The organism is Streptomyces sp. NPDC038280, from assembly GCF_055600045.1.
In genome coordinates, this window is the sequence record NZ_JBVJYZ010000017.1 from 1 (window position 1) to 23,475 (window position 23,475).

Annotated in this window: 17 protein-coding genes; 7 read left to right on the plus strand and 10 right to left on the minus strand. The window is 70.4% G+C overall.

Annotated elements, in window-relative coordinates; all coding sequences use genetic code 11:
* Positions 1–90 precede the first annotated feature (90 nt).
* The 4 genes from ACZ7J0_RS27345 to ACZ7J0_RS27360 are packed head-to-tail and all read right to left on the minus strand — an operon-like array spanning position 91 to position 4,829.
* Positions 91–1,260 (minus strand): Gfo/Idh/MocA family protein, encoded by a 1,170-nt coding sequence (locus ACZ7J0_RS27345; protein WP_470891665.1) that lies wholly within the window; start codon positions 1,258–1,260, stop codon positions 91–93.
* Positions 1,261–1,288: 28 nt separating this feature from the next.
* Positions 1,289–2,938 (minus strand): type 2 periplasmic-binding domain-containing protein, encoded by a 1,650-nt coding sequence (locus ACZ7J0_RS27350; RefSeq protein WP_470891667.1) that lies wholly within the window; start codon positions 2,936–2,938, stop codon positions 1,289–1,291.
* Positions 2,939–2,955: 17 nt separating this feature from the next.
* On the minus strand, positions 2,956–3,852 hold the full coding sequence (locus ACZ7J0_RS27355) for a carbohydrate ABC transporter permease (protein ID WP_470891669.1): 897 nt from the start codon (positions 3,850–3,852) through the stop codon (positions 2,956–2,958).
* Positions 3,849–4,829, minus strand: a complete 981-nt coding sequence (locus ACZ7J0_RS27360; protein WP_470891885.1) for an ABC transporter permease — start codon at positions 4,827–4,829, stop codon at positions 3,849–3,851. The genes ACZ7J0_RS27355 and ACZ7J0_RS27360 overlap by 4 nt, the downstream gene beginning before the upstream one ends.
* A 244-nt stretch (positions 4,830–5,073) precedes the next feature.
* Here ACZ7J0_RS27360 and ACZ7J0_RS27365 point away from each other — a divergent pair, with 244 nt between their 5' ends.
* A complete protein-coding gene (locus ACZ7J0_RS27365) occupies positions 5,074–5,874 on the plus strand; it encodes a DeoR/GlpR family DNA-binding transcription regulator (RefSeq protein WP_468713289.1) in 801 nt (266 codons plus the stop codon).
* 72 nt (positions 5,875–5,946) lie between these two features.
* Here the strand turns inward: ACZ7J0_RS27365 and ACZ7J0_RS27370 are convergent, their stop codons facing one another.
* A complete protein-coding gene (locus tag ACZ7J0_RS27370; protein ID WP_470891671.1) occupies positions 5,947–8,004 on the minus strand; it encodes a phosphocholine-specific phospholipase C in 2,058 nt (685 codons plus the stop codon).
* Between the two features lie 397 nt (positions 8,005–8,401).
* On the minus strand, positions 8,402–9,139 hold the full coding sequence (locus ACZ7J0_RS27375; protein WP_470891673.1) for an SDR family NAD(P)-dependent oxidoreductase: 738 nt from the start codon (positions 9,137–9,139) through the stop codon (positions 8,402–8,404).
* 202 nt (positions 9,140–9,341) lie between these two features.
* Between ACZ7J0_RS27375 and ACZ7J0_RS27380 the strand changes: the two genes are divergently transcribed.
* Positions 9,342–9,713, plus strand: a complete 372-nt coding sequence (locus ACZ7J0_RS27380) for a DUF6479 family protein (RefSeq protein WP_470891675.1) — start codon at positions 9,342–9,344, stop codon at positions 9,711–9,713.
* 204 nt (positions 9,714–9,917) lie between these two features.
* The gene (locus tag ACZ7J0_RS27385; protein ID WP_470891887.1) at positions 9,918–11,141 is read left to right on the plus strand and encodes an FAD-dependent monooxygenase; all 1,224 of its coding nucleotides are present in this window, start codon (positions 9,918–9,920) and stop codon (positions 11,139–11,141) included.
* Here the strand turns inward: ACZ7J0_RS27385 and ACZ7J0_RS27390 are convergent.
* The 3 genes from ACZ7J0_RS27390 to ACZ7J0_RS27400 form a co-directional block, all read right to left on the minus strand.
* Complete coding sequence (locus ACZ7J0_RS27390; RefSeq protein WP_470891677.1) at positions 11,114–15,031, minus strand: RICIN domain-containing protein; 3,918 nt, start codon at positions 15,029–15,031, stop codon at positions 11,114–11,116. The genes ACZ7J0_RS27385 and ACZ7J0_RS27390 overlap by 28 nt on opposite strands.
* A gap of 169 nt (positions 15,032–15,200) precedes the next feature.
* Entirely contained in the window at positions 15,201–16,064 is an 864-nt protein-coding gene (locus ACZ7J0_RS27395; RefSeq protein WP_470891679.1) for a YhjD/YihY/BrkB family envelope integrity protein, read from the minus strand.
* A gap of 76 nt (positions 16,065–16,140) precedes the next feature.
* Complete coding sequence (locus tag ACZ7J0_RS27400; RefSeq protein WP_470891681.1) at positions 16,141–16,698, minus strand: TetR/AcrR family transcriptional regulator; 558 nt, start codon at positions 16,696–16,698, stop codon at positions 16,141–16,143.
* A 176-nt stretch (positions 16,699–16,874) separates the two neighbouring features.
* Here ACZ7J0_RS27400 and ACZ7J0_RS27405 point away from each other — a divergent pair, with 176 nt between their 5' ends.
* From ACZ7J0_RS27405 to ACZ7J0_RS27420, 4 genes are all read left to right on the plus strand, one after another.
* Positions 16,875–18,272: a purine-cytosine permease family protein gene (locus ACZ7J0_RS27405; protein ID WP_470891683.1), complete on the plus strand. Its 1,398-nt coding sequence runs from the start codon at positions 16,875–16,877 to the stop codon at positions 18,270–18,272.
* A 110-nt stretch (positions 18,273–18,382) separates the two neighbouring features.
* The gene (locus ACZ7J0_RS27410; RefSeq protein WP_470891685.1) at positions 18,383–20,032 is read left to right on the plus strand and encodes an amidohydrolase; all 1,650 of its coding nucleotides are present in this window, start codon (positions 18,383–18,385) and stop codon (positions 20,030–20,032) included.
* A gap of 150 nt (positions 20,033–20,182) precedes the next feature.
* On the plus strand, positions 20,183–20,803 hold the full coding sequence (locus ACZ7J0_RS27415) for a LysE family translocator (protein WP_470891687.1): 621 nt from the start codon (positions 20,183–20,185) through the stop codon (positions 20,801–20,803).
* Between the two features lie 181 nt (positions 20,804–20,984).
* Entirely contained in the window at positions 20,985–22,274 is a 1,290-nt protein-coding gene (locus tag ACZ7J0_RS27420) for an ATP-binding protein (RefSeq protein WP_470891689.1), read from the plus strand.
* 129 nt (positions 22,275–22,403) lie between these two features.
* On the opposite strand, the gene ACZ7J0_RS27425 is transcribed toward ACZ7J0_RS27420, so the two are convergent.
* Positions 22,404–23,201 (minus strand): putative protein N(5)-glutamine methyltransferase, encoded by a 798-nt coding sequence (locus tag ACZ7J0_RS27425; protein WP_470891691.1) that lies wholly within the window; start codon positions 23,199–23,201, stop codon positions 22,404–22,406.
* Positions 23,202–23,475: the final 274 nt, after the last annotated feature.

Consider the following 23,475-nt stretch of genomic DNA (forward strand, 5'->3'; position numbering starts at 1 on the left):
CGTGGTGTGTTCCTAGACAGCTCCACCACACCGGAGGTCTTCGCCATGATCAAGACCCGCGACTGTCAACAACGCTCGTGATCAATACACCTAGCGCTGACCGGCGGTGAAGTAGGCCACCAGCTCGGGGTCGAGTGCCGGAACGTCGTACGGCATGCCGCCCTCGCGCAGCGAACGTGTGGCCATCTCCCCCGCCGCCACGCTCATGCGCGCGGCCACGGGCGAGGTGTCGGTGGTTCCGCCGTCGCGCGCGAAGCGGCAGAACTCCTCCACGATCCGGTCGTCCGCGCCGCCGTGCGAGCCCTCCGCGTCGGGCACCCGGTGGACGGCGTCCGCGTCCGGTCGGTAGGCGGACGGGCCGGTGTTCCAGACGCGTACCTCGTCGCCGGGGCGGTCGCCGAAGTTCTCCAGCCGGCCCTCGGTGCCGATGACGGTGTAGTTGCGGAAGTAGTCCGGGCTGAAGTGGCACTGCTGGTACGCGGCGAGGACGCCGTTGTCGAGGCGCATGTTCATCACCGACACGTCCTCGACGTCCACGACGTGGTGGAGGTCCTTGCGCGTGGCCGGCGGCCAGTCGAACTCGCGCAGCCAGCCGGCCGGGCGCGGGGTGTCCGGCGCGCGCCGGGGCAGGTCGCCGTAGAGCATCAGATCGCCCAGGGCGTTGACGCGGCTGGTGTAGCCGCCCGCCAGCCAGTGCACCACGTCGATGTCGTGCGCGGCCTTCTGCAGGAGCAGCCCGGTGGTGCGGCGCCGGTCGGCGTGCCAGTCCTTGAAGTAGTAGTCGCCGCCGTAGGAGACGAAGTGCCGCACCCAGACGGTCTTCGGCTCGCCGATGTCACCACGGGCGATGATGTCCCGCATGAGGCGGACGACGCCCATGTGCCGCATGTTGTGACCGACGTAGAGCCTGGTGCCGGTCTTGTGGGCGGTGCGCAGGATGGTGTCGCACTGCTCGACGGTGATCCCGAGCGGCTTCTCGACGTAGACCGTCCTGCCCGCCACCAGGGCGTCGCGGGCGACGGTTTCGTGGGTGTCGTCGGGGGTGGCGACGACGACGGCGTCGATGCGGTCGTCGTCGAGCAGGCGGCGGTGGTCGGCGACGGCCACCGCCCCCTCGTACAGGCCGGGCACCTCGGCGCGGACGGCGGGGTCGACATCGGCGACGGCCGCCACGACCGAGCCCCTGCCGGGGCGGTGGAGGGCGGTGGCCAGATTGCGCCGGAGCCCGAGCCCGACGACGCCTATGCGCAGGTCTTCCATGGTCCTCTTCTCCGGTGGTGGGCGGAGCTCACTCGGCCTTCGCGAGCGCGTCCTCGAACTCGCCGCGGATCGCGTCTCCGCCGGTGCGCAGGAACTTCTTCACGGTGTCCTTGTAGGAGGACAGCGGCTTGCGTCCGGCGACGATGTCGACGACGTCGAGTTTCAGTTCGTTCTGGAGGGACTGCCACTTCTGGGCGTAGGTGTCGGAGTAGTGGCCGGTGGTGGGGTTGGCCTGGGCCATCCTCAGCAGCGCGGTCTCCACCTCGTGGATGTGGCGGGTGGTCCGGGCGGCGTCGGGGAGGTAGAGGGTCTGCGGGGTGTTGCCGAGGAACATCAGGGCCTGGTTGGTGGTGAGGACCTCGCCGTTGCCCTTGGCGGTGAGCCTGATGTCGCCGTCCTTGGTGCGTTCGTAGTGGGTGCCCTCGATGCCGTTGTCGAGGAAGAGCCGCTCCTCGCTGCCGAAGGGCGCGTTGAGGTAGTTGAGGACGTCGAGGAGCATGTGCAGGCGCTTCTTGTCGGCGGTCTTGCTGATGGCGGTGAAGCCGACGGAGCCGTACCCGAGGTTGTAGACGGGCTTGGCTCCCCTCTGCGCCGCGAAGGGCACGATGACGTCCATAGGGAAGTCGTACATCGAGCTGTCGTCGAGGAAGCCGGGGAAGGACTGGACGTGGGCGCCGAGGAAGCCGCCCTCGAGCTTCTCCAGGGTGGTGCGGAGATTGGGGTCGGGCCAGAACAGCTGTGCCTGGCGGCACTTGAGGGCGAACTCGATGGCGGCGAGGTACTCGTCCGTCTCGAACTGACTGGTGAGCCGGCCGTTCTTCAGGGACCAGGCGTTCGGGGCGCCGTACCACTGGCTGAACATGTGGATGTGGTTGTAGTAGGCCGGTTCGAGGACGTACTTCTTGCGCCGGGTGTCGAGGAGCTCCTTGCCCTTGGCGAGGAAGTCCTCGGCGCTGTCGAAGGTGATGCCGCCGACCGGCTTCCAGAAGTCGGTGTTGGCGACGTAGACCTGCCCCATGCGGCCGTAGGGGACGGCCGTGCCCCAGATCCTGCCGTCGACCACAGCGGTCTTCCAGGCGAACTCGGGGATGTTGGCGAGGTTCGGGTACTTCTTGACCGCGTCGCCCGAGAGGTGGGGCGTCAGGTCGTGGAACTTGGCCTCGAGGATCTGCGGGACGTTCTTCAGGCCCTGGTTCGGGGTGAACCACACGAGGTCCGGGACGCTGTCGCCGGCCACCATGGCGTTGAACTTGGTGCGGTAGACGTCGTCGGAACCGAGTCCGTTCACGATCGTCATTCTGAGCTCGGAACCGAGCCGCTTGTTGAGCTCCTGCCAAAAGGTGTTGCGGTCCATGGCCGGGGCGGCGGTGGTGAAGGTCTCCGTGAGCGCCGTGACGGGGGTGCCGTCGCCCGGTGCCTTGGCGACCGTACGGGTCAGCTTCGTGGGGTAGCGCAGATAGGCGGGGTCGAGACCGGCGGTGTTCCCGGCCAAGTCGGGTGCGGCGACGTTCGCCTGCACGTACGTCGGCAGCCTCACCTTCGCCGACTTGGCGGCGCCGCCCTTGCCGGGCGTCCCGCCGGGGCCGCAGGAGGCGAGCGCTCCGCCGCCGGCGATCGTCAGGCCCGCGGCACCCACGGCTCCGAGGAAACCGCGCCGGTTGATGCTCGGGGAAGTCATGGTTCTCCTCAGGAGGTTCAGGCCTTGATGGCGCCGGTGAGGACGCCCTTGACGAAGTACTTCTGGAGGAAGGGGTAGACGGCGACGATCGGGACGATGGCGAGGATCAGTACGGCCATCTGGAGGGAGCTGGAGGGCGGCAGCGTGGCCACGCCCATGGCCTTGGCGTTGATGGTGTCGCCCTGCAACACGTAGGAGCGCAGCACCAGTTGGAGGGGAAGCTTCGCCGAGTCGTTGAGGTAGAGCATGCCGTTGAAGAAGTTGTTCCAGTACGTGACGGCGTAGAACATGCCGACGACGGCGATCACGGCCTTGGACAGCGGCAGCACGATCCGGACGAGGATGCTCAGCTCTCCCGCTCCGTCGAGCCGTGCGGCCTCGTACAGCTCGTCGGGGATGGACTGGAAGAACGCCCGGATCACGATGATGTTGAAGGCGTTGAGCATGATCGGGACGATCAGCGCGGCGTAGCTGTCGATGAGGCCGAGCTGCTCCACCACGAGGTAGGTGGGGATGATGCCGGGAGTGAAGAGGAACGTGCCCAGCACGACGAACAGGATCGGTTTGCCGGCGACCGTGCCCGGCCGGGACAGTCCGTACGCGAGGCAGACCGTGCAGAGCAGGCTCAGCGCCGTGCCGACGAGGGTGACGCCGACGCTGACCACGGCGGCCCGGGTGACGACACCGCCGGCGAGCACGGCTTCGTAGGCCTCCGTGGTGGGGTGGTGCGGGATGAGGACGTAGCCGCCGTTGGCCGCGAGTTCCGCCTTCCCCGCGAGGCTGGTGCCGAAGGCCAGCAGGAAGGGGTATCCCACGGCGACGGTGAGGGCGAGGAGCACCAGTGCCTTGGCTCCCTGGCCGTACCAGTGCGGCTTCTCCATCCACGGCGGGCGGGAGGGGGAGAGTGCGGTCATCGGTAGACCCCCTGTTCGCCCAGGCGGTGGGCGACCTTGTTGGCGGCGACGATCAGCGCGAAGCCGATGACGCCCTTCATGAGTCCGGCGGCGGTGGACATGCCCCAGTCGCCGTCGACGACGCCGTGGAAGTAGACGTAGGTGTCGAGCACTTCCGAGGCGTCGGCGCCGACGGACTCGCGTTGCAGCACGATCTGTTCGAAGCCGACCGAGAGGATGTCCCCGAGTCGCAGAATGAGCAGCAGGACGATCGTGGGGCGGATGCCCGGCAGGGTGATGTGCCAGATCCTGCGCAGCCATCCGGCGCCGTCCATCGCCGCTGATTCGTACAGACCGTTGTCGATGGAGGCCATCGCGGCGAGGAAGATGATCGCGCCCCAGCCGGCGTCCTTCCAGATCACCTGGGAGGTGATGAGCAGGGTGAACGTGTCGGGGTTGGTCATGATGTTGCCCACGGACACGCCGTGGTCGTTGAGGAGGCTGCTGACGGTGCCGGCGCCGCCGAGGACCTGCTGGAACATGGCGACGACCACCACCCAGGACAGGAAGTGCGGCAGGTAGACCAGGGTCTGCATGACGCGCCGGATCCGGTCGCTGATCAGGGAGTTGAGCAGCAGCGCGAGGGCGATGGGCGCGGGGAAGTAGAGCAGCAGCTGGACGGCGGTGATCTCCAGGGTGTTCTCGACGGCGGTCCAGAACTCGGGCTCCTGGAGCAGGGCGGTGAAGTTGGCCCAGCCGACGAAGGGACTGCCCTGGAAGCCGAGGTAGGGCTGATAGTCCTGGAAGGCGATGGTGTTGCCGGCGAGCGGCAGATAGAAGAACACCACGAAGTAGAGGACTCCGGGTACGCAGAGCAGCAGCAGCGCGCGGTCCCGCCGCAGCCGCTCGCGCAGCGGCCGGCGGGAGGGCCGCGACCGCTGTTTCCCCGCCGTCGGCCGACCGTCGTCGGGCGGGGGCGTGGGAGAGGGCGGGGACATGACCGGGTGGGGCGCGGCAGACGCGGCGGCCGACACATTCACCTCCGACTTCTCGTGGCATCAGTGGCACGAGGGGTGGGCAGCGCTCAGGGCCCGAATCTTGCAACGCTGCGCACGCCCGTGACAAGAGTTGCTCGCAAACTGTTTACTGCGTGCAGTTTCGCGCACGCCGGGCGCCCGGTGGCGTGATGATTAGACTCACCTCCGAGCAAGGCGCTCCCGTCCCGGTAAGGAGTCCCGACGCATGTCGAAGCACGAGCGGTGGAGCGCACTGCTGGAACTGCTGGCCGCCACCGGCCGACTGGAGGTCGAGGAGGCCGCGACCACTCTGGACGTGTCCGCCGCGACGATCCGACGGGACCTGGACGAGCTCGCCGAGCAGCAGATGCTCGTACGCACCCGGGGTGGCGCGATCGCGCAGGGCGTCTCCTACGAGCTGCCGCTGCGCTACAAGTCCTCCCGCCACGCGTCCGAGAAGCAGCGGATCGCCGCGGCGGTGGCCGATCTGGTCGGCGACGGCGAGGTCGTCGGGCTCAACGGCGGTACGACCACGACCGAGGTGGCCCGGGCTCTCGCCCTGCGCGCCGGAAGCGGCCGGCGGGAGGCCGGCGCGGTGCCCACCGGCCCGGCGCTGACGGTGGTCACCAACGCCCTCAACATCGCCGGCGAGCTGGCCGTGCGACCGCAGATCAAGATCGTGGTCACCGGTGGTGTGGCGCGTCCGCAGACGTACGAACTGGTCGGCCCGCTGACCGTGGGGGTGCTGAACGAGGTCGTCCTCGATGTCGTCGTCCTCGGCGTCGACGGTGTCGACCCTCAGCTCGGCGCCATGGCCCACCAGGAGGACGAGGCCAGCATCAGCCGGCTCTTCGCCGAACGCGCGCACCGGGTCATCGTGGTCACCGACTCGTCCAAGATGGGCAAGCGCGCCTTCGCCAGGATCTGCGGTCTGGACCGGATCGACATCCTGGTCACCGACTCCGCGATCTCCCCGGAGTCCGTACGCCACCTCACGGACGCCGGAGTCAAGGTCATCGCCGTCTGACCGCACGCGTCGTCGCACGCTTCTGCCCGGGGACCTGGGCCCCCGGGCAGAGACGCGTGCGGCCGCGACGGGTCAGCCGGTGATGAGGGCCGGGTCGCTCACGCCGGGAGCGCCGGTCTCGACGTGTCCGGCGAACCGGCGCAGGAAGGTGCTGTTCCCGTCGGAGACCACCGACAGGTCGTACCAGCGCTGGGACGCGCGCAGATCCACCGTGTGGGTCACCGTCGCGCCCCTGGCCACCTTGAACGTCTGCCCGGACCCGCCGTACGCGTTGGTCACCGTGAGGTTCACATCGGTCGCGCCGGGGTTCTTCATGGTCAGGACGACCGTGCCGGCCACGCCGTCGTGGCGCGCGGTGACCTCGGGACCGGCGGTCTTGCCCGGCCCGCGGAACGTGCGCAGGAACCCGTTGGGACCGAACACCGAGAGGTCGTACACCCCCTGCGAGTAGGCGGTGTTCCAGGTGTCCGAGACGCTCTTGCCGGCGCCGGCCGTGTAGGTCCAGGGGCCGTCGGTCCGGTTGGGGGCCGTGACCTGGAAGAACGCTCCGGCCGCGGCGCCCGCGCCGAAGGTGAGCGTGAACTTCCCCGTGGCGGGGGTCGACGCCCCGTCGACGAGCAGCGCGTACGGCAGCGGGCGCGCCGGCCGTGAGCCCGGCTCCTGGACCGGCAGCGCCGGGTTGGCGGGCGGCGCCGGTACGTAGCTGGAGTGCCGCTCACGGTCCGGTGGCTGGTATCCGTCGGTGTCCGGGAGCGCCGCCGGCGTGGCGTTCTGAAGGCCGAAGTCGAAGGCCGAGGTGAGGTCGCCGCAGATGGCGCGCCGCCACGGCGAGATGTTCGGCTCGGTCACGCCGAAGCGGCGCTCCATGAAGCGGATGATCGAGGTGTGGTCGAAGACCTCGGAGCAGACGTAGCCACCGGTGCTCCACGGCGAGACGACCGTCATCGGGACGCGCTGGCCGAGGCCGTAGGGCCCAGCGACGTAGCGGGAGTTGCCCGCGAAGTTGTCCAGGGTCGTGGCCACGGTGGACAGGCCCTGCGCGGCGGAGGCGGGCGGGTACGGCGGCACGACGTGGTCGAAGTAGCCGTCGTTCTCGTCGTAGGTGATGAACAGGGCGGTCCGGCTCCATACCTCGGGGTTGGACGTCAGTGCGTCCAGCACCTGGGAGATGTACCAGGCGCCGTAGTTGGCGGGCCAGTTGGGGTGCTCGCTGAAGGCCTCGGGGGCGGTGATCCAGGAGATCTTCGGCAGCGTCCCGGCGGCGACGTCCGCCCGCAGGCGGTCGAAGAGTCCGTCACCGGCCTTGGCGTTCGTGCCGGTGCGGGCCTTGTCGTAGAGCGGGTCGCCGGGCTTGGCGTTGCGGTAGTTGTTGAAGTACAGCAGTGAGTTGTCACCGTAGTTGCCGCGGTAGGCGTCCTCGATCCAGCCCCAGTGCCCCGCCGCGTCGAGACCGTCGCCGATGTCCTGGTAGATCTTCCAGGAGACGCCCGCCTGTTCGAGGCGCTCGGGGTACGTCGTCCAGCTGTATCCGGCCTCCTCGTTGCCGAGGACCGGGCCGCCGCCCTTGCCGTCGTTGCCCGTGTGACCAGTCCACATGTAGTAGCGGTTGGGGTCGGTCGCCCCGATGAAGGAACAGTGGTAGGCGTCGCAGATGGTGAACGCGTCGGCGAGCGCGTAGTGGAAGGGGATGTCCTCGCGGGTCAGATACGCCATGGTGCCCGCCGACTTCGCGGGTATCCACTGGTCGTACTTGCCCTTGTTCCAGGCCTTGTGGCCGCCGGCCCAGTCGTGGTTGAGGCCGGCGATGAACTGCATGCCGAGGTCCTCGGCCGTGGGGTGGTACGGCAGCACGTCCTTGGTGCCGTTGGACTGGTGCCAGACCGACTTGCCGCTCGGCAGCGTCACCGGGCGCGGGTCACCGAAGCCGCGGACGCCCCTGAGCTTGCCGAAGTAGTGGTCAAAGGAACGGTTCTCCTGCATGAGGACGACGATGTGCTCGACGTCCGCGAGGGTGCCGGACTGCCGCGCCGCGGGGATCGCGGCGGCGCGGGCGATGCTGTTCTGCAGGGCGGCGAAACCGGCGGTGGCGCCGGCGATCTGGAGGAAGCGGCGCCGATTGAGTTCAGGCATGTGTGTGGGGACCTCTTGGGAGTCGGGGGGCGATGGGCCTGGCGGGTTCCAAGAGCAGCGAGTGGAGAGTAAGGACGCGTGTCGTCGGTGTGAAGAGGTGCGGTACGTGACACGAACGGCTGGCCGTGGGGCCGGCGGGCGGCTGCCGGGCATCGTGCCGGGTCGGCGGCGTGGAGCGGCGGGGCACCGTCGGCGTCCGGGCGCGAAGAGTCCATGAGGACGTACGGGAAGTCCATGTGCCCGGCCCGGGAGTGCCGCCAACACTGGTGGCCGGCCGAAGCGTTGTCGTGGACCCTCCTGATGGGGCCCACCGGCGGTCGGCACTCCCGGCGGTGGCGTCCGACCGACGGTCGGTACTGCCGCCGACGCTCTACGGGCCGTCGGCATCCGCGGCGGTCTACCGGCCGCCGGCCACTCTCAGCACCGTCCCCGTGGTGTAGGAGGCGTCGTCGGACAGCAGCCAGGCGACGGCGGCGGCGATCTCGGAGGGTTCACCCGGGCGGCCGAGCGGGATTCCGGAGGCCGCCCTGGCGGGGCGGCCGGGGTCGCCCATGGTGGCGTGCATGTCGGTGTCGATGATGCCGGGGGCGACGGCGTTGACCCGGATGCCGTCCGGGCCGAGCTCCTTGGACAGGCCGATGGTCAGGGCGTCGGTGGCCGCCTTGGTCGCCGCGTAGTGGACGTAGTCGCCGGGGCTGCCGAGGGTCGCCGCGGCCGAGGAGATGTTGACGATCGCGCCGGAGCCGTGCGCGGCCATGTCGCGGGCAGCGCGGCGGCAGCACAGCAGATAGCCCAGGAGGTTGACCTCCACCACCCGTCGCAGATCCTCGGTACGGGCGTCGGCGAGCCTGCCCAGCGGCCCGGTGACACCGGCGTTGTTGACGAGGCCGGTGAGCTGTCCGAGCTCGGTCGCGGCGATGTCGAAGAGCCGCTCGACCCCGGTCTCGTCGGCGGTGTCCACGCGGACGGTCACGCAGCGCGCGCCCGCCGCCCGCACCGCTTCAGCGGTCGCCTCGGCGGCCGCGCCGTCACTGACGTACCCGAGGACCAGATCGTGCCCGTCGGCCGCCAGACGGACGCATGTGGCCGCGCCGATGCCTCGGCTGCCGCCTGTGACGATGGTGACCGGTGACACACGTTCCTCCTGGGAAGCGGCGATGCGGGGGTGGCGATGTGATCAAGTCCTACCGCACCGCCGCCGTGGGCCTGCGAGGGGTACCGGGCCGCGCCTGGGTCACCCCGTAGCGGACCGTAGTCGCCGCAGGTCACAGTGGAGTCACTCGGCCATTCGGCCGCCAGGGGCACATGGGTCGCGGCCGTCCGGGTATTCGATCGGTATGAGCACAACGAGCGCACTTCACGACATGGCGTCCGGGGGCCTCGCGGCCAATGAGTTCTGGACCGACGGCGCCGGGCAGTTCACCGTGGGCCTGGTGGTCGTGGCGATCCTCATCGGTGCCGTCTGGCTCGGAATGCGAAAGCGCCGCGAGGAGCCGCCGGCGCCGCTTCCGGAGGAGCAGCCCCACGCGCCGAACCATCAGGCTCACATCGAGGAGTCGGGAAGTCACTCGTCGACGGAGTTTCCCGACAACGGGACGCGGCTCACCCCCCATCAGCTGAAGGGCCACGGCAACGATGCGCCGCATGCCAAGGAGGCTCCGGGTGGCGAGGCTCCGCGGGGCGAGGGCGACACGAATCCGCCGAGCTGACATCCGCCGCGGCGACGCGTGGCGGCCGTACGGCGAAGACCCCGACCGGAGGGGACTGGTCGGGGTCTTCATGTGTCCGGGTGCGCGCTGTTCCGGGGCGCACGCATTCAGTGTGTCACTGGGTGATTGACGGCTCAAGCGTGCCATTTCGGGTGATACTCTCCGTTGCCCGTGGCATACGGTGAGTATCAACTGGAGCGCGTTGTGAAGGTCGCCTGTGTCGGTGGCGGGCCCGCCGGCCTCTACTTCTCCATCCTGATGAAGCGGCAGGATCCGTCCCATGACATCACCGTCCACGAACGGAACCCCGCCGGTTCGACATACGGCTGGGGCGTGACCTACTGGGCCGGTCTGCTCGAGGAACTCGAGCGTCATGACCCCGTGTCGGCGCGGGCCGTCAGCGAGAGTTCGGTCCGCTGGAGCGACGGCGTCGCATACGTCGGCGAGAACATGACGACGCATCATGGCGACGAGGGCTTCGGCATCGGCCGTCACCGACTGCTGCGGATCCTCGGCGACCGGGCCCAGTCCCTCGGCGTGCGCGTAGAGTTCGATCGCGAGTTCGCCCCCGACGGTCCCCTTCCCGACGCCGACCTGATCGTCGCCTGCGACGGTGTCAACAGCGGTCTGCGCCGGCGCTACGCCGAGCACTTCGGCTCCCGGATCGCACGGGGCACGAACAAGTACGTCTGGCTGGGCACGACGAAGGTCTTCGACGCCTTCACCTTCGCCTTCGTGGAGACCGCGCACGGCTGGATCTGGTGCTACGCCTACAAGTTCAGCGAGGAGGGGAGCACCTGCGTCGTCGAGTGCGCCCCGGAGACCTGGGCGGGTCTCGGACTCGACACCGCCGACGAGCCGGACGGTCTGGCCCTGCTGGAGCGGCTCTTCGCCTCGTTGCTCGGCGGGCACCGGCTGGCCGGCCGGGCGCAGCCCGGCGGCAGCGCCCAGTGGCTCAGCTTCCCGACGCTGACGAACCGCACCTGGTCCCGCGACAACCTCGTCCTGCTCGGCGACGCGGCGCACACCACGCACTACTCGATCGGCGCGGGCACCACGCTCGCCCTTGAGGACGCCATCTGTCTGGCCGGCGCGCTGCGGGGCGGCGCCGAGCTGCGGCCGGCACTCGCCCGGTACGAACGGGAACGCAGGTCGGCGCTCCTGCCCGTCCAGAGCGCCGCGCGCTACAGCGCCCAGTGGTACGAGAGTCTGCCCCGCTACATCCACCTCGCCCCGGAGCGGATGTTCGCGCTGCTCGGTCAGAGGCACTCGCCGCTGCTCCCCCACATCCCGCCCCAGCTGTACTACCGGATCGACCGGGCGGCCGATCAGCTCGAGCCGCTGCGCAGGTTCAAGCGCTGGCTGGGCCCACGCGTCGCGCGGACCCTCCATGCGCGGCGTCAGGACACGATGAATGTCCACAGCTGAGTGGGGGCACCGGAGGGGGGCTGCTGGGTGAGCGGGGCGTTGTCGGCGGTGCCGCCCGCTGTGAGGGCGAGGCCGCTGGAGCGGGAGGTGACGGTGTGGGCGCCGCCGGCCGCGGGGGTGAGCAGCCAGCGCTGGTTGGCGTTCCCGGTGCAGGTCCACTGGATGATCGCGGCGCCGGGCGACGCCGAATCGGCGTCGACGTCCACGCAGAGGCCGGAGCGGACGTTCTTCATGGTGTAACTGCCATCGGGCTGGGCGGAGAGCGTCCACTGCTGGTTGGCGCCCCCATGGGCGGTCCAGACGATCAGGCGGGTCCCGGTGGACGTGGACCCGCCGGGGACGTCGGCCACGCGCGGGGTGGCGGACAGGCCGATGGTGTACGTGCCGGGGGGTACGGGTGGTCCGGCGCAGGTCACGGCCGGGCCACCGTACGCGCCGATGTTCGGTGCGCCGGTCGCGGGGACGGGGTTGCCGTAGTAGTCACGGCCGCCGTTGCCGGGGACCGGGGTGCCGGCCGCCAGGGCGGGCGAGCCGGGGCACAGCCGGTAGCCGTCGGCGTGGGCGCGGTCCGTCGCGGTGCCGGGGCCGGACAGGCGCGGGTCGGCGGTGGTTCCCGCACCCGCCGGGGCGCCGGAGATGTGGACGAGGATGTTGTGGCTGAGTGAGTATCCGCCTCCCCTGAGCGTCATGGAGGCCGTGCCGCTGCCGGTCTTGACCACGACGTTGTTCCGGAAGGTGACATTGCGTCGGGTGGTGTTGTTCTCCTGGAGGACCGACTGGCTGATGCCGGGACCGACGTAGAGCGTGTTGTTGTGGATGTCCGCCGACTCGATGGGGCCCGAGCAGTTCTCGACGCCCCGGTAGGAGTCGTTCTGGCTGATGTTGTACCGGACGACGGCGGACGTGAGGACGCCGGTGGCATTGCAGAGCAACAGGAAGCCACCCGCGTTGTCGTGGCTGTAGTTGTACTGGAAGAGAGTGCCCACGCTGCCCTGGTCGACGTCGTAGGCCATGCCGTCGCGGGTGGTCCGGCCGCCGGTTGCCTCGTTGAACTGGAAGACGGCGTGGTCGGAGTCGTAGGACCACATGCCGGCGTTGTATCCGGCTGAGCGCTTCTGGAAGCCGTCGACCTTGTTGTGCTCGATCAGGGCGCCGGTGGTGTTGCCGGCGACGATGCCGTCGCCCCCGAGGTCGGAGAGCTGGTTGCCGGTGATGAGGACGCGGGGCCAGGGCACGAACGTTCCGGCGCTGGGGGTCTCGAAGCCCGAGCGGTTCCAGGTCGAGACGAAGAAGACGCCCTCGCGGTCGACGGCGCGCACGGTGTTGTTCCGCAGGGTGATGCCGTCGAAGGCGGTGGGCTTCGCGGTGCCGGCGACGGTGAAGTAGATGCCCCCGCTGCCGCCGAGGTCCTTGGTGTCGTCGCCGTTGACGTCGTGGATGTCGAGGTTCTCCAGGACGTAGTGGCTGCCGGTGCCGTAGTCGGAGAGTTCGACCGAGACCCCCCGCCGGTTGCCCGCCGCCGCGCCCTTGTTGGTGATCTCCAGGTCGCGGATCTCCCAGCCCTGCTGATTGCGCAGCACCACGGCGCGGGAGGCGCCTCCCGCGGCGATCAGCGGTTTGCTCCCGGTGCCGTAGGTGCCGACGGTGATGGGGGCGCCGACGGTTCCCGATCCCTTGGGAGCCAGGGTCCCGGCGCAGGTGGCGCCGCGTCTGATCAGGATCGTGTCGCCCGCCGCGAAGGAGGTGGCGCTGACCTTGGCCAGGGACTTCCAGGCGGTCGTGGTGGAGGTGCCCGCGGCGGCGTCGCTGCCGGCCGCGCAGTCCAGGTGGTAGGTGGTCGCGGCGGCGCGCGGCGCGCCCGGGGAGCGGGCGGCCGGGCCCGTCGTGGGCGCGTACACCTCGAACTCGTAGAGGGAGTAGCCATAGCCGGTGCCGCGGGCGGTGCCCTGCATCCGCAGATAGCGGCCGGAGCCGCTCAGGCCGCCGAGGTCGTCGGTGCCACCGTCGCCGGCGGTCGTGGTGTGGAGCGTGGTCCAGGCCGTTCCGTCGGCGGAGGCCTGGATGAGGTAGCCCTTGCCGTAGGCGACTTCCCAGGAGAGCTTCACCCTGCCGATCGGGCGGATGCCGCCGAGGTCCACCTGGATCCATTCGCCGTTGGCGTAGGCGCTGGACCAGCGGGTGGCGTAGTCGCCGTCGACCGCCTGGGCGGCGGGGAAGGCGGGGGTCTCCGTACTGGAGGCGGTCACCGGCCGGCCGTGGGCGAGGTTGCCGGGCTGAGCGGCACCGGGCCAGGAGGGGTTGCGGCCCACGGTGGCGATCACCGACCGGTACGCGGCCCAGGTGGCCACGGGCTTGGGCGAGCCCCAGGTCTGCTGGGCGAGCATCCGCAGCGGATCCTTGATACCGGCGGCGATCTGCGTCTCGGTCTCGGCTCCGGGGTTGTCGCACCAGATATGGATCTTGGATCCGAGGTTCTTCGCTGCCGAGGCGGCGTCGAGGCCCTGGTTCCCCTGGAAGCGGTTCGGCGTCCAGGTCTCGTAGCCCCAGGTGGTGTTCGGCTTCGCTCCGCCGAGGACGTAGTAGGTGGGGTCCCAGCTCTCGTTGGAGATCAGATGGCCGTTGTTCACGTGGGCCTGCGGCGAGAGGCCGTAGTCGTACCAGAACTCGATGACGACGTTCGGGTCGACGGTGACGGCGCTTCCGCCCCCGATGCCGTCGTTCCACACACGAGTGGTCCTGCCCGCGGCGCGGACGAGGGCATTGGCCCAGTTGATGAAGCCGAGGTAGGCGTCCTTGGCGTTGGCGTTCGCGCCGTACTTCGCCCGGGCGTGGGTGAGGAGCTGCGGGTAGGCGCTGTAGTTGGTGACGTACTCGTCGGCGCCGATGTGGAAGTACTTCGCGGGGAACAGCGGCAGGTACTCGTCGATGATGTCCTTGATGAGTGCGTAGGAGGCGTCCTTCGACAGGTCGATGAAGCCGTGGTTCACCGCGCCGGTGTTGCTGACCAGCTTGAGGTCGGGGTGCTTGGCCAGGATGGTGTCCATGTGGCCGGGCGCGTCGAACTCGGGCACCACAGTGATCTTGTAGCGGGCGGCGAGCGCGATGAGGTCGGTGACCTCCTGCTTGGTGAGGTGCTGGGCCGAGACGTATTCGGGGTGCCGGGCGCTCTCGATGCGGAAGCCCAGGTTGTCGGACAGGTGCAGGTGCAGCTGGTTGAGCTTGAGATAGGCCAGTTCCTTGACGTGGTCGCGCAGCCACTGGGGGGTGAAGTACTTGCGGCCGTTGTCGACCATGAGGCCGCGCTCGGGCTTCAGCGGCCAGTCGCGTGCGCTGCCCTGCGGGAGGTTCGGGCTCTGACGGAGGAGTTGCAGCAGGCTACGGGTGCCGTAGAAGGCGCCGGCGTCCGCGCGGGCGGTGACGGTGATCCGGTCGCCGATGGCGAGGGCGTAGCCCTCGGCGCCGAGCACGGTGTCCGTGGAGCCGAGGGTCAGGAAGATGTCACCGGCCCGGAGGTCGGCGGCGGTGCCGGCGACCTGCACGGGGCTGGATCCGGTGAGATCGGCCAGGTCGCCGGCGAAGGTCTGGCTGGTGCCCGCCAGGGCCGAGGCGTGGGCGGTGGCACGGACGATCCGCGTGGTGGCCGAGAAGGTGTAGCCGCCCGTGCCGCCGGTCCACTCCTGGAGCGCGGGCACGGTCTGTGGCTTGGGGTTCGGGGCCTGGGCACGCGCAGGAGAGGCGCCGGCGAGCAGACCGCTCCCGGTGACGAGAGTGGCCAGAGTGACGAGCAACGCGAGAAGGGCGCGTAGGGCCGTGCCGGGCGGCGTGGCGTCCGCGGATGGGGGCGCTGGGGGGACGGGCGCGGCTGGGGACGCCGCTTCGGGCTGCGTCATGGACTGCCTCCGTGGGCCGGTTGGGGGACGGGCCGAGCGGGCACGGACGCGCCGAAGGGGCAGGCGGTCTGTATCGCAGAAAGGTGCCGCCGGGAGGACACAGTGTCAATAGGTGCGCGGTTGCGGCACACTTGAAGCAGGAACAAGCAAAAACGGGTCCTTCGGTGCCTCAGGACTCCTCGTCGGCCCCCACGTTCAGTCGGCGCCTCACCTGCGCCTCATGGATCAGACGCCCGACCAGGGCCCCTCCGTACACGACGAAGCCCACCCCCACCAGCCACGACTGCAGCACCAGCACCGTCCCGAACTGGCCATAGGTCACGGCGTTCGAAGCGATCAGGGGCGAGAAGACGAACTGCGAGAAGATCCGCAGTCCGAGCAGCCCGAGCGCCGTCGCGGCGGCTCCGGGGGCGAGGGCGCGCCAGCGGATCCTCCCGCAGAGCAGCAGACGCTGGGACCACCAGAAGAAGAAGAACGTACCGACGACGTCCCCCGCCGCCACCAGGAGCGACGAGAGGGAGGACGCGTCGTCCGGGGGCGCGTTGACGAAGAGCAGCAGGGACGCGACGAGTACGGCCAGCCAGACGACATGCCGCCACATCGTGTGCCAGCGCGCGGTCGGCAGGTCCCACGCGCGTTCGTAGCCCGTCTGCACGGCGGACCCGAAGGTCACCCCGAAGGTGGCGAGCGCGGCGAGACCGAAGGCCGTGGTCCGCTGGAGCGCCTGCTCCGACCGCCCGAACAGCCGCTCGACCTCCTCCTGGGAGACCTCGGACACCCCGAGCCCCTGCACCAGCCAGCGGGCGAAGCCCTGCCCGCTGGCCAGGTCGGCCGCGGCGACCACGATCAGCAGCGGTACGAGGGTCAGGAGGCTGAGCGCCGCGAAACCCATGGCCCGGTGCATCAGCTCCATCTCGCGCCCGCGGTTCCAGGCGACCCCCACGACCGACGTGAGGGCGCGCCGATGGAGCCGCTGGAACCAGTGTCCGCGCTCGGGGCCGCCCTGCCGCGGCCCTCGGGAAGTGGGAGGCATATCCGGTGGGGTACCCCCCGGGGCGCGTGACCCCTCCCCCGTACCGCCGAACGGGTGTGCGCCGTGCGGCGCGCGGTCAGGCGCGCTCGATCAGCCGCGCGGCGGCCGACCGCGCCGCGGCGAGGGCCCGGCGGCGGTCGGCGTCGCGCTGCCCGAGGACGACTCTGGTGCTCAATCCGTCCAGCAGGGCGAGGAGTTCGGAGGCGCGGCCGGGTACGTCCAGATCCGGCGCGAAGCGCGACTGCGCGACTCCTTTGCCAAGGAGTGCCTCCAGGTCCTGCTGCCACCCCAGGTCCATCTCCTCCTGCGCCCGGCGCAGCTCCTCGTTGGACGCCGTCCGCGCCCAGAGCTCGATCCACAGCGTCCAGCGCGGATCGCGGGGGCCCCGCGGCAGATACAGCTCGATGAACAGATCGAGCTTGCGCTCCACCCCCAGGCGCCGGCCCAGCAGCCCCTTGCGCTCCTCCGTGAGGGCGGCCTCGCTCCAGCGCAGGGCCTCGAGCAGCAGCCGGTCCTTGCTGCCGAAGTAGTAGAGGATGTGGCCGCCGCTGGTGCCGAGCCGTTCGGCCAGGGCGGACATGGTCAGCGAGGCCAGACCGTCCTCGGCGATGGCCGTCATGGCCTCTTCGAGCATGCGCTCCTGCGCGACCTGCCCGTCACGCCGCCGTGCCGCTCCGCCCACTGCTCCCGCCCTCCGCTCTTCGTGGCCAGACCTTATCCCGGCGAAGGTCTTGACGCCGCCGGGATCCACCCCTCATCTTGAATGCCATTCAAAGAGTTAGAACGTCATTCAAGATCAAAGGCGGCAGAATGAGTCAGTCCGAAGCAGAACTCGGCCGGCGGGAGACAGCCGCCGTCGACGAGGTGTTCCGGGTCGAGACGCACGGCATCGACCCCATCCCCGACGAGGAGCGGCACGGCAGCGCCAAGGATCTCTTCTGGCTCTGGTTCGGCTCCAACCTCACCTTCACCTATGTGATCAACGGCGCCCTCGCCGTTGCCTTCGGACTGTCCTTCTGGCAGGCCACCGCCGTCGTCGTCATCGGCGGGCTGTCCTTCTTCGCCATCAGCGCGGCCGGTCTCAGCGGCATCCGGACCGGAACCGCCACCCTCGTCATCTCCCGCGCCGCCTTCGGAACCCTCGGCAACCTTCCCGCCGGAGTGCTCAACTGGGTCGTCAGCATCGGCTACACCATCGTCAACACCGTGGTCGGCACCCTCGCGCTGGAGGTCTTCTTCGCCGACCTCGGATGGCAGGGAGGCGACACCGCACGCGCTCTGGCCCTGCTGATCACCCTGGCCCTGACCTTCGTGGTCGCCATGTGGGGACACGCGACCGTCCAATTCGCCGAGCGCTGGATGGCGTACGTGCTGGCAGTCGGCTTCGCCGCGCTGCTCGTCTTCCTCCTGCCCGGCGCCGACACCGCCGCTCCCACGGCGGCCCCGGGTGCCTCCGGGTGGAGCCTGGCCTTCGTCGTGATGCTGGCCGGCCCCTTCTCGTACCTACCGATGCCCGCCGACTACACCCGCTATCTGCCTCGGACCACCTCGCTCCGCGCGATCACCTGGAGCGGGGCGCTCGGCGGCTTCCTCTCCTCCGTCGCCCTGGGGGTCGCGGGGGTGGCGGCCGCCACTCAGACGGACATGACCGACGCGGTCGCGGGCACCGAGAAGCTGCTGCCGGGCTGGTTCCAGCCGCTGTTCCTCGCGCTGGTCCTCGGCGGCTGCGTCACCAACTCGATCATCACGCTCTACTCGTCCAGCCTGAACCTGCAGGTGCTCGGCATCCCGTGGACGCGGGCCAAGGCCATCGTGATCAGCGCGGTCGTCACCGCGCTCGGCTCCCTCGGCGCGCTGTTCCTCACCGACTTCACCGAGTCGCTGCTCTCCTTCCTCTCCCTGCTGATCATCGTCTTCGCGCCATGGGGCGGCGTGTTCCTCGCCGACATGGTGCTGCGGCGCTGCCGGTACGACGCGAACGCCCTGCACGCGGGACGCGCGGGCGCCTACTGGTACCGCTCCGGCTACCACCCGGCGGGCATCGCCGCACTGCTGACCGGCATGGCCTTCGCGGCGCTCACCTGCGATTCGGAGCTGTGGACCGGACCGCTGGTGGCCCCGCTCGGGGGCGCCGACCTCACCCTGCTCGGCTCCGTGGTCTCGGCGCTCACCTACTGGGCGCTGGCCCGGCCCCGAACCGCCGCATGAGCCGTCCGCGCGGCCACCTGTACACGGACGGACCGGAGTCCCCCCAGGAACCGCCGCCACACAGCCAGAACCACCCGCTCGACCCGAACCGCCACCGGAGCGCACATCCCATGACCCGCACCACCAACGCCGACCTCGTCCTCACCGGCGCCCGCATTCATACCGTCGACCCGGAGCTGCCGGAGGCCGAGGCGCTCGCCGTGCGCGACGGCCGGATCGTCTGGCTGGGGGCGGACGCCGACGCCGGCCGCTGGAGGGGGCCGGACACCGAGGTCATCGAGGCCGGCGGGCGGCTGGTGCTGCCCGGTTTCATCGACGCGCACAACCATGTCCGGCTCGGGTCCGACGACGCGTGCGTACAGCTCGCGGGGGTGCGCACGCTCGCCGGGATCCACGAGCGGATCCGCGCCTGGCACACCGCGCACCCGGATGCCGAGTGGATCGAGGGCGAGGCGTTCGACTACTCGGCGATCGGGAACGGGCGCATGCCCCGTGCGTCCGATCTCGACCCGGTCACGGGGGACACTCCGGCTTTTGTCCTCAGCTACGACGTCCATACCGCGTGGCTGAACACGGTGGCACTGCACCGTCTCGGTGTGACACGTGACCGTACGAGTCTGCCCTTCGGCGAGGCGGAGACGGACCCGGAGACGGGCGAACCCACCGGCTTCATCAAGGACTTCGCCGTCAAGGGGCTCTCCCGGGACGGCCACCGGGCCCTGCGGGAGCTGGGCGTGCCATGGGCGTCCCCCGACCGGCAGTACGGGCGACTCGCCAAGAGCCTCGACGACGCCATCCGCTACGGCATCACCACCGTGGTCGAGCCGCAGAACTCCCTCGACGACCTCGCCCTCTTCGAGCGGGCGCGGGCCGAGGGCCGGCTGCGGTCCAGGATCGTCGCGGCGCTGTTCCACCCGCGCGGCACCACGGACACCGACCTGGACGACTTCACGGCCGCGGCACAGCGCTTCAACGACGACCGGCTGCGGGTCGGCCCGCTCAAGCTGTACATCGACGATGTCGTCGAGCCGCGTACGGCCGCGCTGCTCGAACCGTACGCGGGGTGCGGCCACCACCGGGGCGAGACCTTCTACCCGGCGGAGGAGTTCGCCGGGCTCCTCGCCGACCTGGACGCGCGGGGATTCCAGTGCTTCGTGCACGCCACCGGCGACCGGGGCATCCGCACCGTCCTCGACGCCGTCGCGCACGCACGCCGGGTCAACGGCCCGCGCGACGCGCGCCATCAGGTGGTGCACGTCGAATGCCTGGACCCCGCCGACACCCCGCGCTTCGCGGAGCTGGGCGTGGTCGCCTGCATGCAGCCGAGGCACTGCGCCCCCGAGATCGCGGGTCCCGGCCAGGACTGGGCCGAGAACGTCGGCGTGGACCGCTGGCACAAGGCATGGCCGATGCGCGGCCTGCACGAGGCCGGGGCGGTCCTCGCCTTCTCCAGCGACTGGAACGTCGCCGAGATGGACCCGATGGTGGGTATCTACACGGCCGTCACCCGCCGCCCGCTGGGCGGCGGCGAGCCGTGGCAGCCCGCCGAAACGGTGGATGTGGAGACCGCCGTGCGCGCCTACACGATGGGCTCCGCCTACGCCAACTTCCTGGAGACCGAACGCGGTTCGCTGACCGTGGGCAAGCTCGCCGACTTCGTGGTGCTGTCCCGGGACATCCTGAGCTCCGCGCCCGAGGACATCCCCGGCACGGTCACCGAGATCGCGGTGGTCGGCGGGGAGGTCGTACACCGGAGCTGAGCCGGGCCGGGCCCGCACGCATCCTCCGGGCGGGCCCGGCCCGGCCGGCACGGTCGGCCGGGCGGCACCACGGACCCGCGAGCGCCGAAGGACCCCGCGGACCGGCAAACACGGTGGACATGCCCGGAGAACGCGGCCCACGATGGGCCCATGCCGAGCACCCTTCTCCCCTTTCTCGGGGCCTGCGCCCTGATCGCGGCGTCGCCGGGCCCGAGCACGGTACTGATCATCAGGCAGTCGCTGCACAGCAGACGGGCCGGTTTCCTGACCGTGCTGGGCAATGAGACGGGGGTGTTCGTCTGGGGTGTGGTCGCGGCCCTCGGGCTGACCGCGCTGCTCGCCGCCTCGCAGCTCGCGTACGACGTCATGCGAATCGTGGGCGCGGCCGTCCTGATCGTCTTCGGCGTACAGACCCTGCTGGCGGCGCGGCGCGGTTCGGAGGCGCGGGCGACCGACGAGGAGGCGGTCGCGCGTTCGGGCTGGTCGTCGTACCGCTCGGGTCTGCTGCTGAACCTCGCCAACCCAAAGGCCGCGGTGTTCGCGATGTCGTTCCTGCCGCAGTTCGTGCCGACCGGGTCGTCCCAGCTGCCGACGATGATCGGCCTCGCGGCGGTCTGGGCCGTCTTTGAGATCGGTTATTACGGGTTTTATGTCTGGTTTGTCGGTCGAATGAAGGCGATCATCTCCCGTGCGAACGTCCGCAAGCGGCTGGAACAGATCTCTGGCGGCGTCCTGCTGCTCCTCGGCGTCCGGATGGCCCTGGAGAGCTGACCGGGAGCTGACCGGAGAACCGACCCGGCGGGAGCTGAGCAGCCGCCCGGCCGGGGACGCCCCTCGTCTGCCTAGAGCCGGAACGTAGAGTTTCCGGCCGCCGATTGTGCACGGTGGCAGGAGCCCCGGCGCGCCCCCGCCCCTAGCCTCACCGGAACAGTACGAACGAGGGGCGGTACCGGTGAACTGGCTCATCCACGACTACCGCGAGAGCGATCTCGCGGCCGTCGTCCACCTCATCGACACCACGGCCGAGCTCGGCCAGGAGTCGGTCTTCTCGCTCGCCGAATGCATCGGCGCACTCACCTCCCGGCAGCCCGCCGTGGTCGCCGTTCACCAGGGCGTCCCCATCGGGGCCGCGCTCGCCTGCGTGGCGGGCGAGCGCGCCTGGGTGATGCGGATCGCCATCTCGTCCGCCTGGCGCGGGCGGGGCCTGGCCAGCGCGCTGCTGGTGGAGCTGGAGCGCCGGCTGGTCGCGGCACGGGTCGGCCGGATCGCGTACGTGCTGCCCGAGGAGGAACTGCTCGGCGAGGGGCTCCTCAACGCGGGCTACACCCGCCAGCCGGCCGTCGCGTACTTCGAGAAGGTCGAGCCGCTCCACGGACCCTCGGCCAGCCTGCTGGAGGACCTCGGCGGCCGGTTCCTGCCCAAGGACCTGTGGGCCAAGGTCGCCGGCATGGAGGCGGAGAAGGACCTGATCGAGCGGCGAGTCGTCCTGCCGCTGGCCGAGCCGGAGCGCGCGGCGCGCCACGGCGTGCGGCCCCCGCGTGCCATCGCCCTCTTCGGGCCGCCCGGAACCGGCAAGACCACCTTCGCCCGGGGCATCGCCTCCCGGCTCGGCTGGCCGTTCGTCGAACTCCTGCCGTCGCGGCTGGCCGACGAGGGGAACCTCTCGGCCGCCCTGCGCAGCGCGTTCGCCCGGATCGGCGAGCTGGAGCGGGTCCTCGTCTTCATCGACGAGGTCGAGGAGATCGCCCCGGTCCGCACCGAGCCGGCGCAGCCCGGCGGAATGCACGGAGTGACCAACGAGCTCCTCAAGCTGATACCCGGCTTCCGGGAACGCGACGAGCGGCTGCTGGTGTGCGCCACGAACTCGATCCGCTCCCTGGACCCGGCGTTCCTGCGGCCCGGCAGGTTCGACTACCTGATTCCGATCGGCACACCGGACCAGGCGGCGCGTGCCGCGATCTGGGCGCGGTACACCGACGGCCGCCCCGATGTGGACGTCTCGGAGCTGGTGGCGGCGAGCGAGCTGTTCACCCCGGCCGACATCGAGCACGCGGCCCGGATCGCGGCGCAGAGCTCGTTCGAGCGCGACCTGGTGGCGGTCGGCGCCCGGCTCGGCGAGGAGCGGGCGTACGGAGCGAGCACCCAGGACTATCTGGCGGCGATCGCCCAGTGCCGTCCGACGGTGACGCCCGCGATGATCACCCAGTTCGAGTCGGACATCACGACCCACGCCCGGGTCTGACGCCGGCCGGGCGCCGAGAGGGCCGGCTTGAGTGGGTGGAGGCCCCGGCGCCGCCTCCCGTAGCGGGAAGGGAGGCGCCGGGGCCGCTTCCCGTAGCGGGAAGAGGGCGCCAGGGCCGCCTGCCGGGCGCTAACCCGCGGCGGGGCGGGCGCCGATGACGACGGTCGCGTCGAGGTCGTCGCAGGTCATCACCCGCGGAGAGAGCCCATGCGCGGCCATGACGCCGACGGTGTGCGGGGCCTGCCGCTCGCTCGTCTCGATCAGCAGATGGCCACCCGGCGCCAGCCAGCGCGCCGCCGATTCGGTCACCCGCCGCTGCACATCGAGGCCGTCCGCGCCGCCGTCGAGCGCGACCAGCGGCTCGTAGTCCCGGGCCTCGGGCGGCAGGAAGCCGATCGCTTCCGTCGGTACGTACGGGGCGTTGGCGACGAGGACGTCGACGCGCCCCCGCAGGGCGAGGGGAAGCGGTTCGTAGAGGTCGCCCTCGTACGCCCGTCCTCCGACGGTGGCCACATTGCGGCGGGCGCAGAGCACCGCGGCCGGCTCGATGTCGGCCGCGTGCAGTTCGACGCCACCCACGGTCCTGGCGACGGCCGTGCCCACTGCCCCCGATCCGCAGCACAGGTCGACGACGACCGCCCCCGCCCGGGCGAGGGCGACGGCCTGCTCGACAAGGAACTCGGTCCGGCGGCGCGGGACGAACACCCCCGCGTCCACGAAGACGCGCAGACCGCAGAACTCGGCCCAGCCGAGGACGTGTTCAAGGGGGAGCCCTTCAACACGGCGGCCTGCCATGGTGTCGAGCTCTTCCGGGGTACGCGCGGCGGAGATCAGCAACTCCGCCTCGTCCTCGGCGAATACGCAGCCTGCGGCGCGCAGCCGGGTGACGAGCGAGGAGAGCACGCGAGGGGAAACAGTGAGAGACAAGAGGGGCCTTCCGGGATGCCTACGGGCGCTCCCTCGGCCGACCGTGTCGGTCAGACCGCAGTTTCGTGAGGCGAGAGCACCCAGCCTGAACTGGCGAAAATGGGTCCCACCTCCTCGGTCGTGCGCTGCTGAGGCCGCAACCATACATGATCCATAACGCCCCGGCGCAAGCCCTGGTTCTGCCCTGGCTTCCTGAACGAGGCACGCCGGCAGGCCTCGTCGGCAGACGTGAGCCCGCCGGTAAAACAGTGGTGGAGCCGGAGGCCCCGGTGGT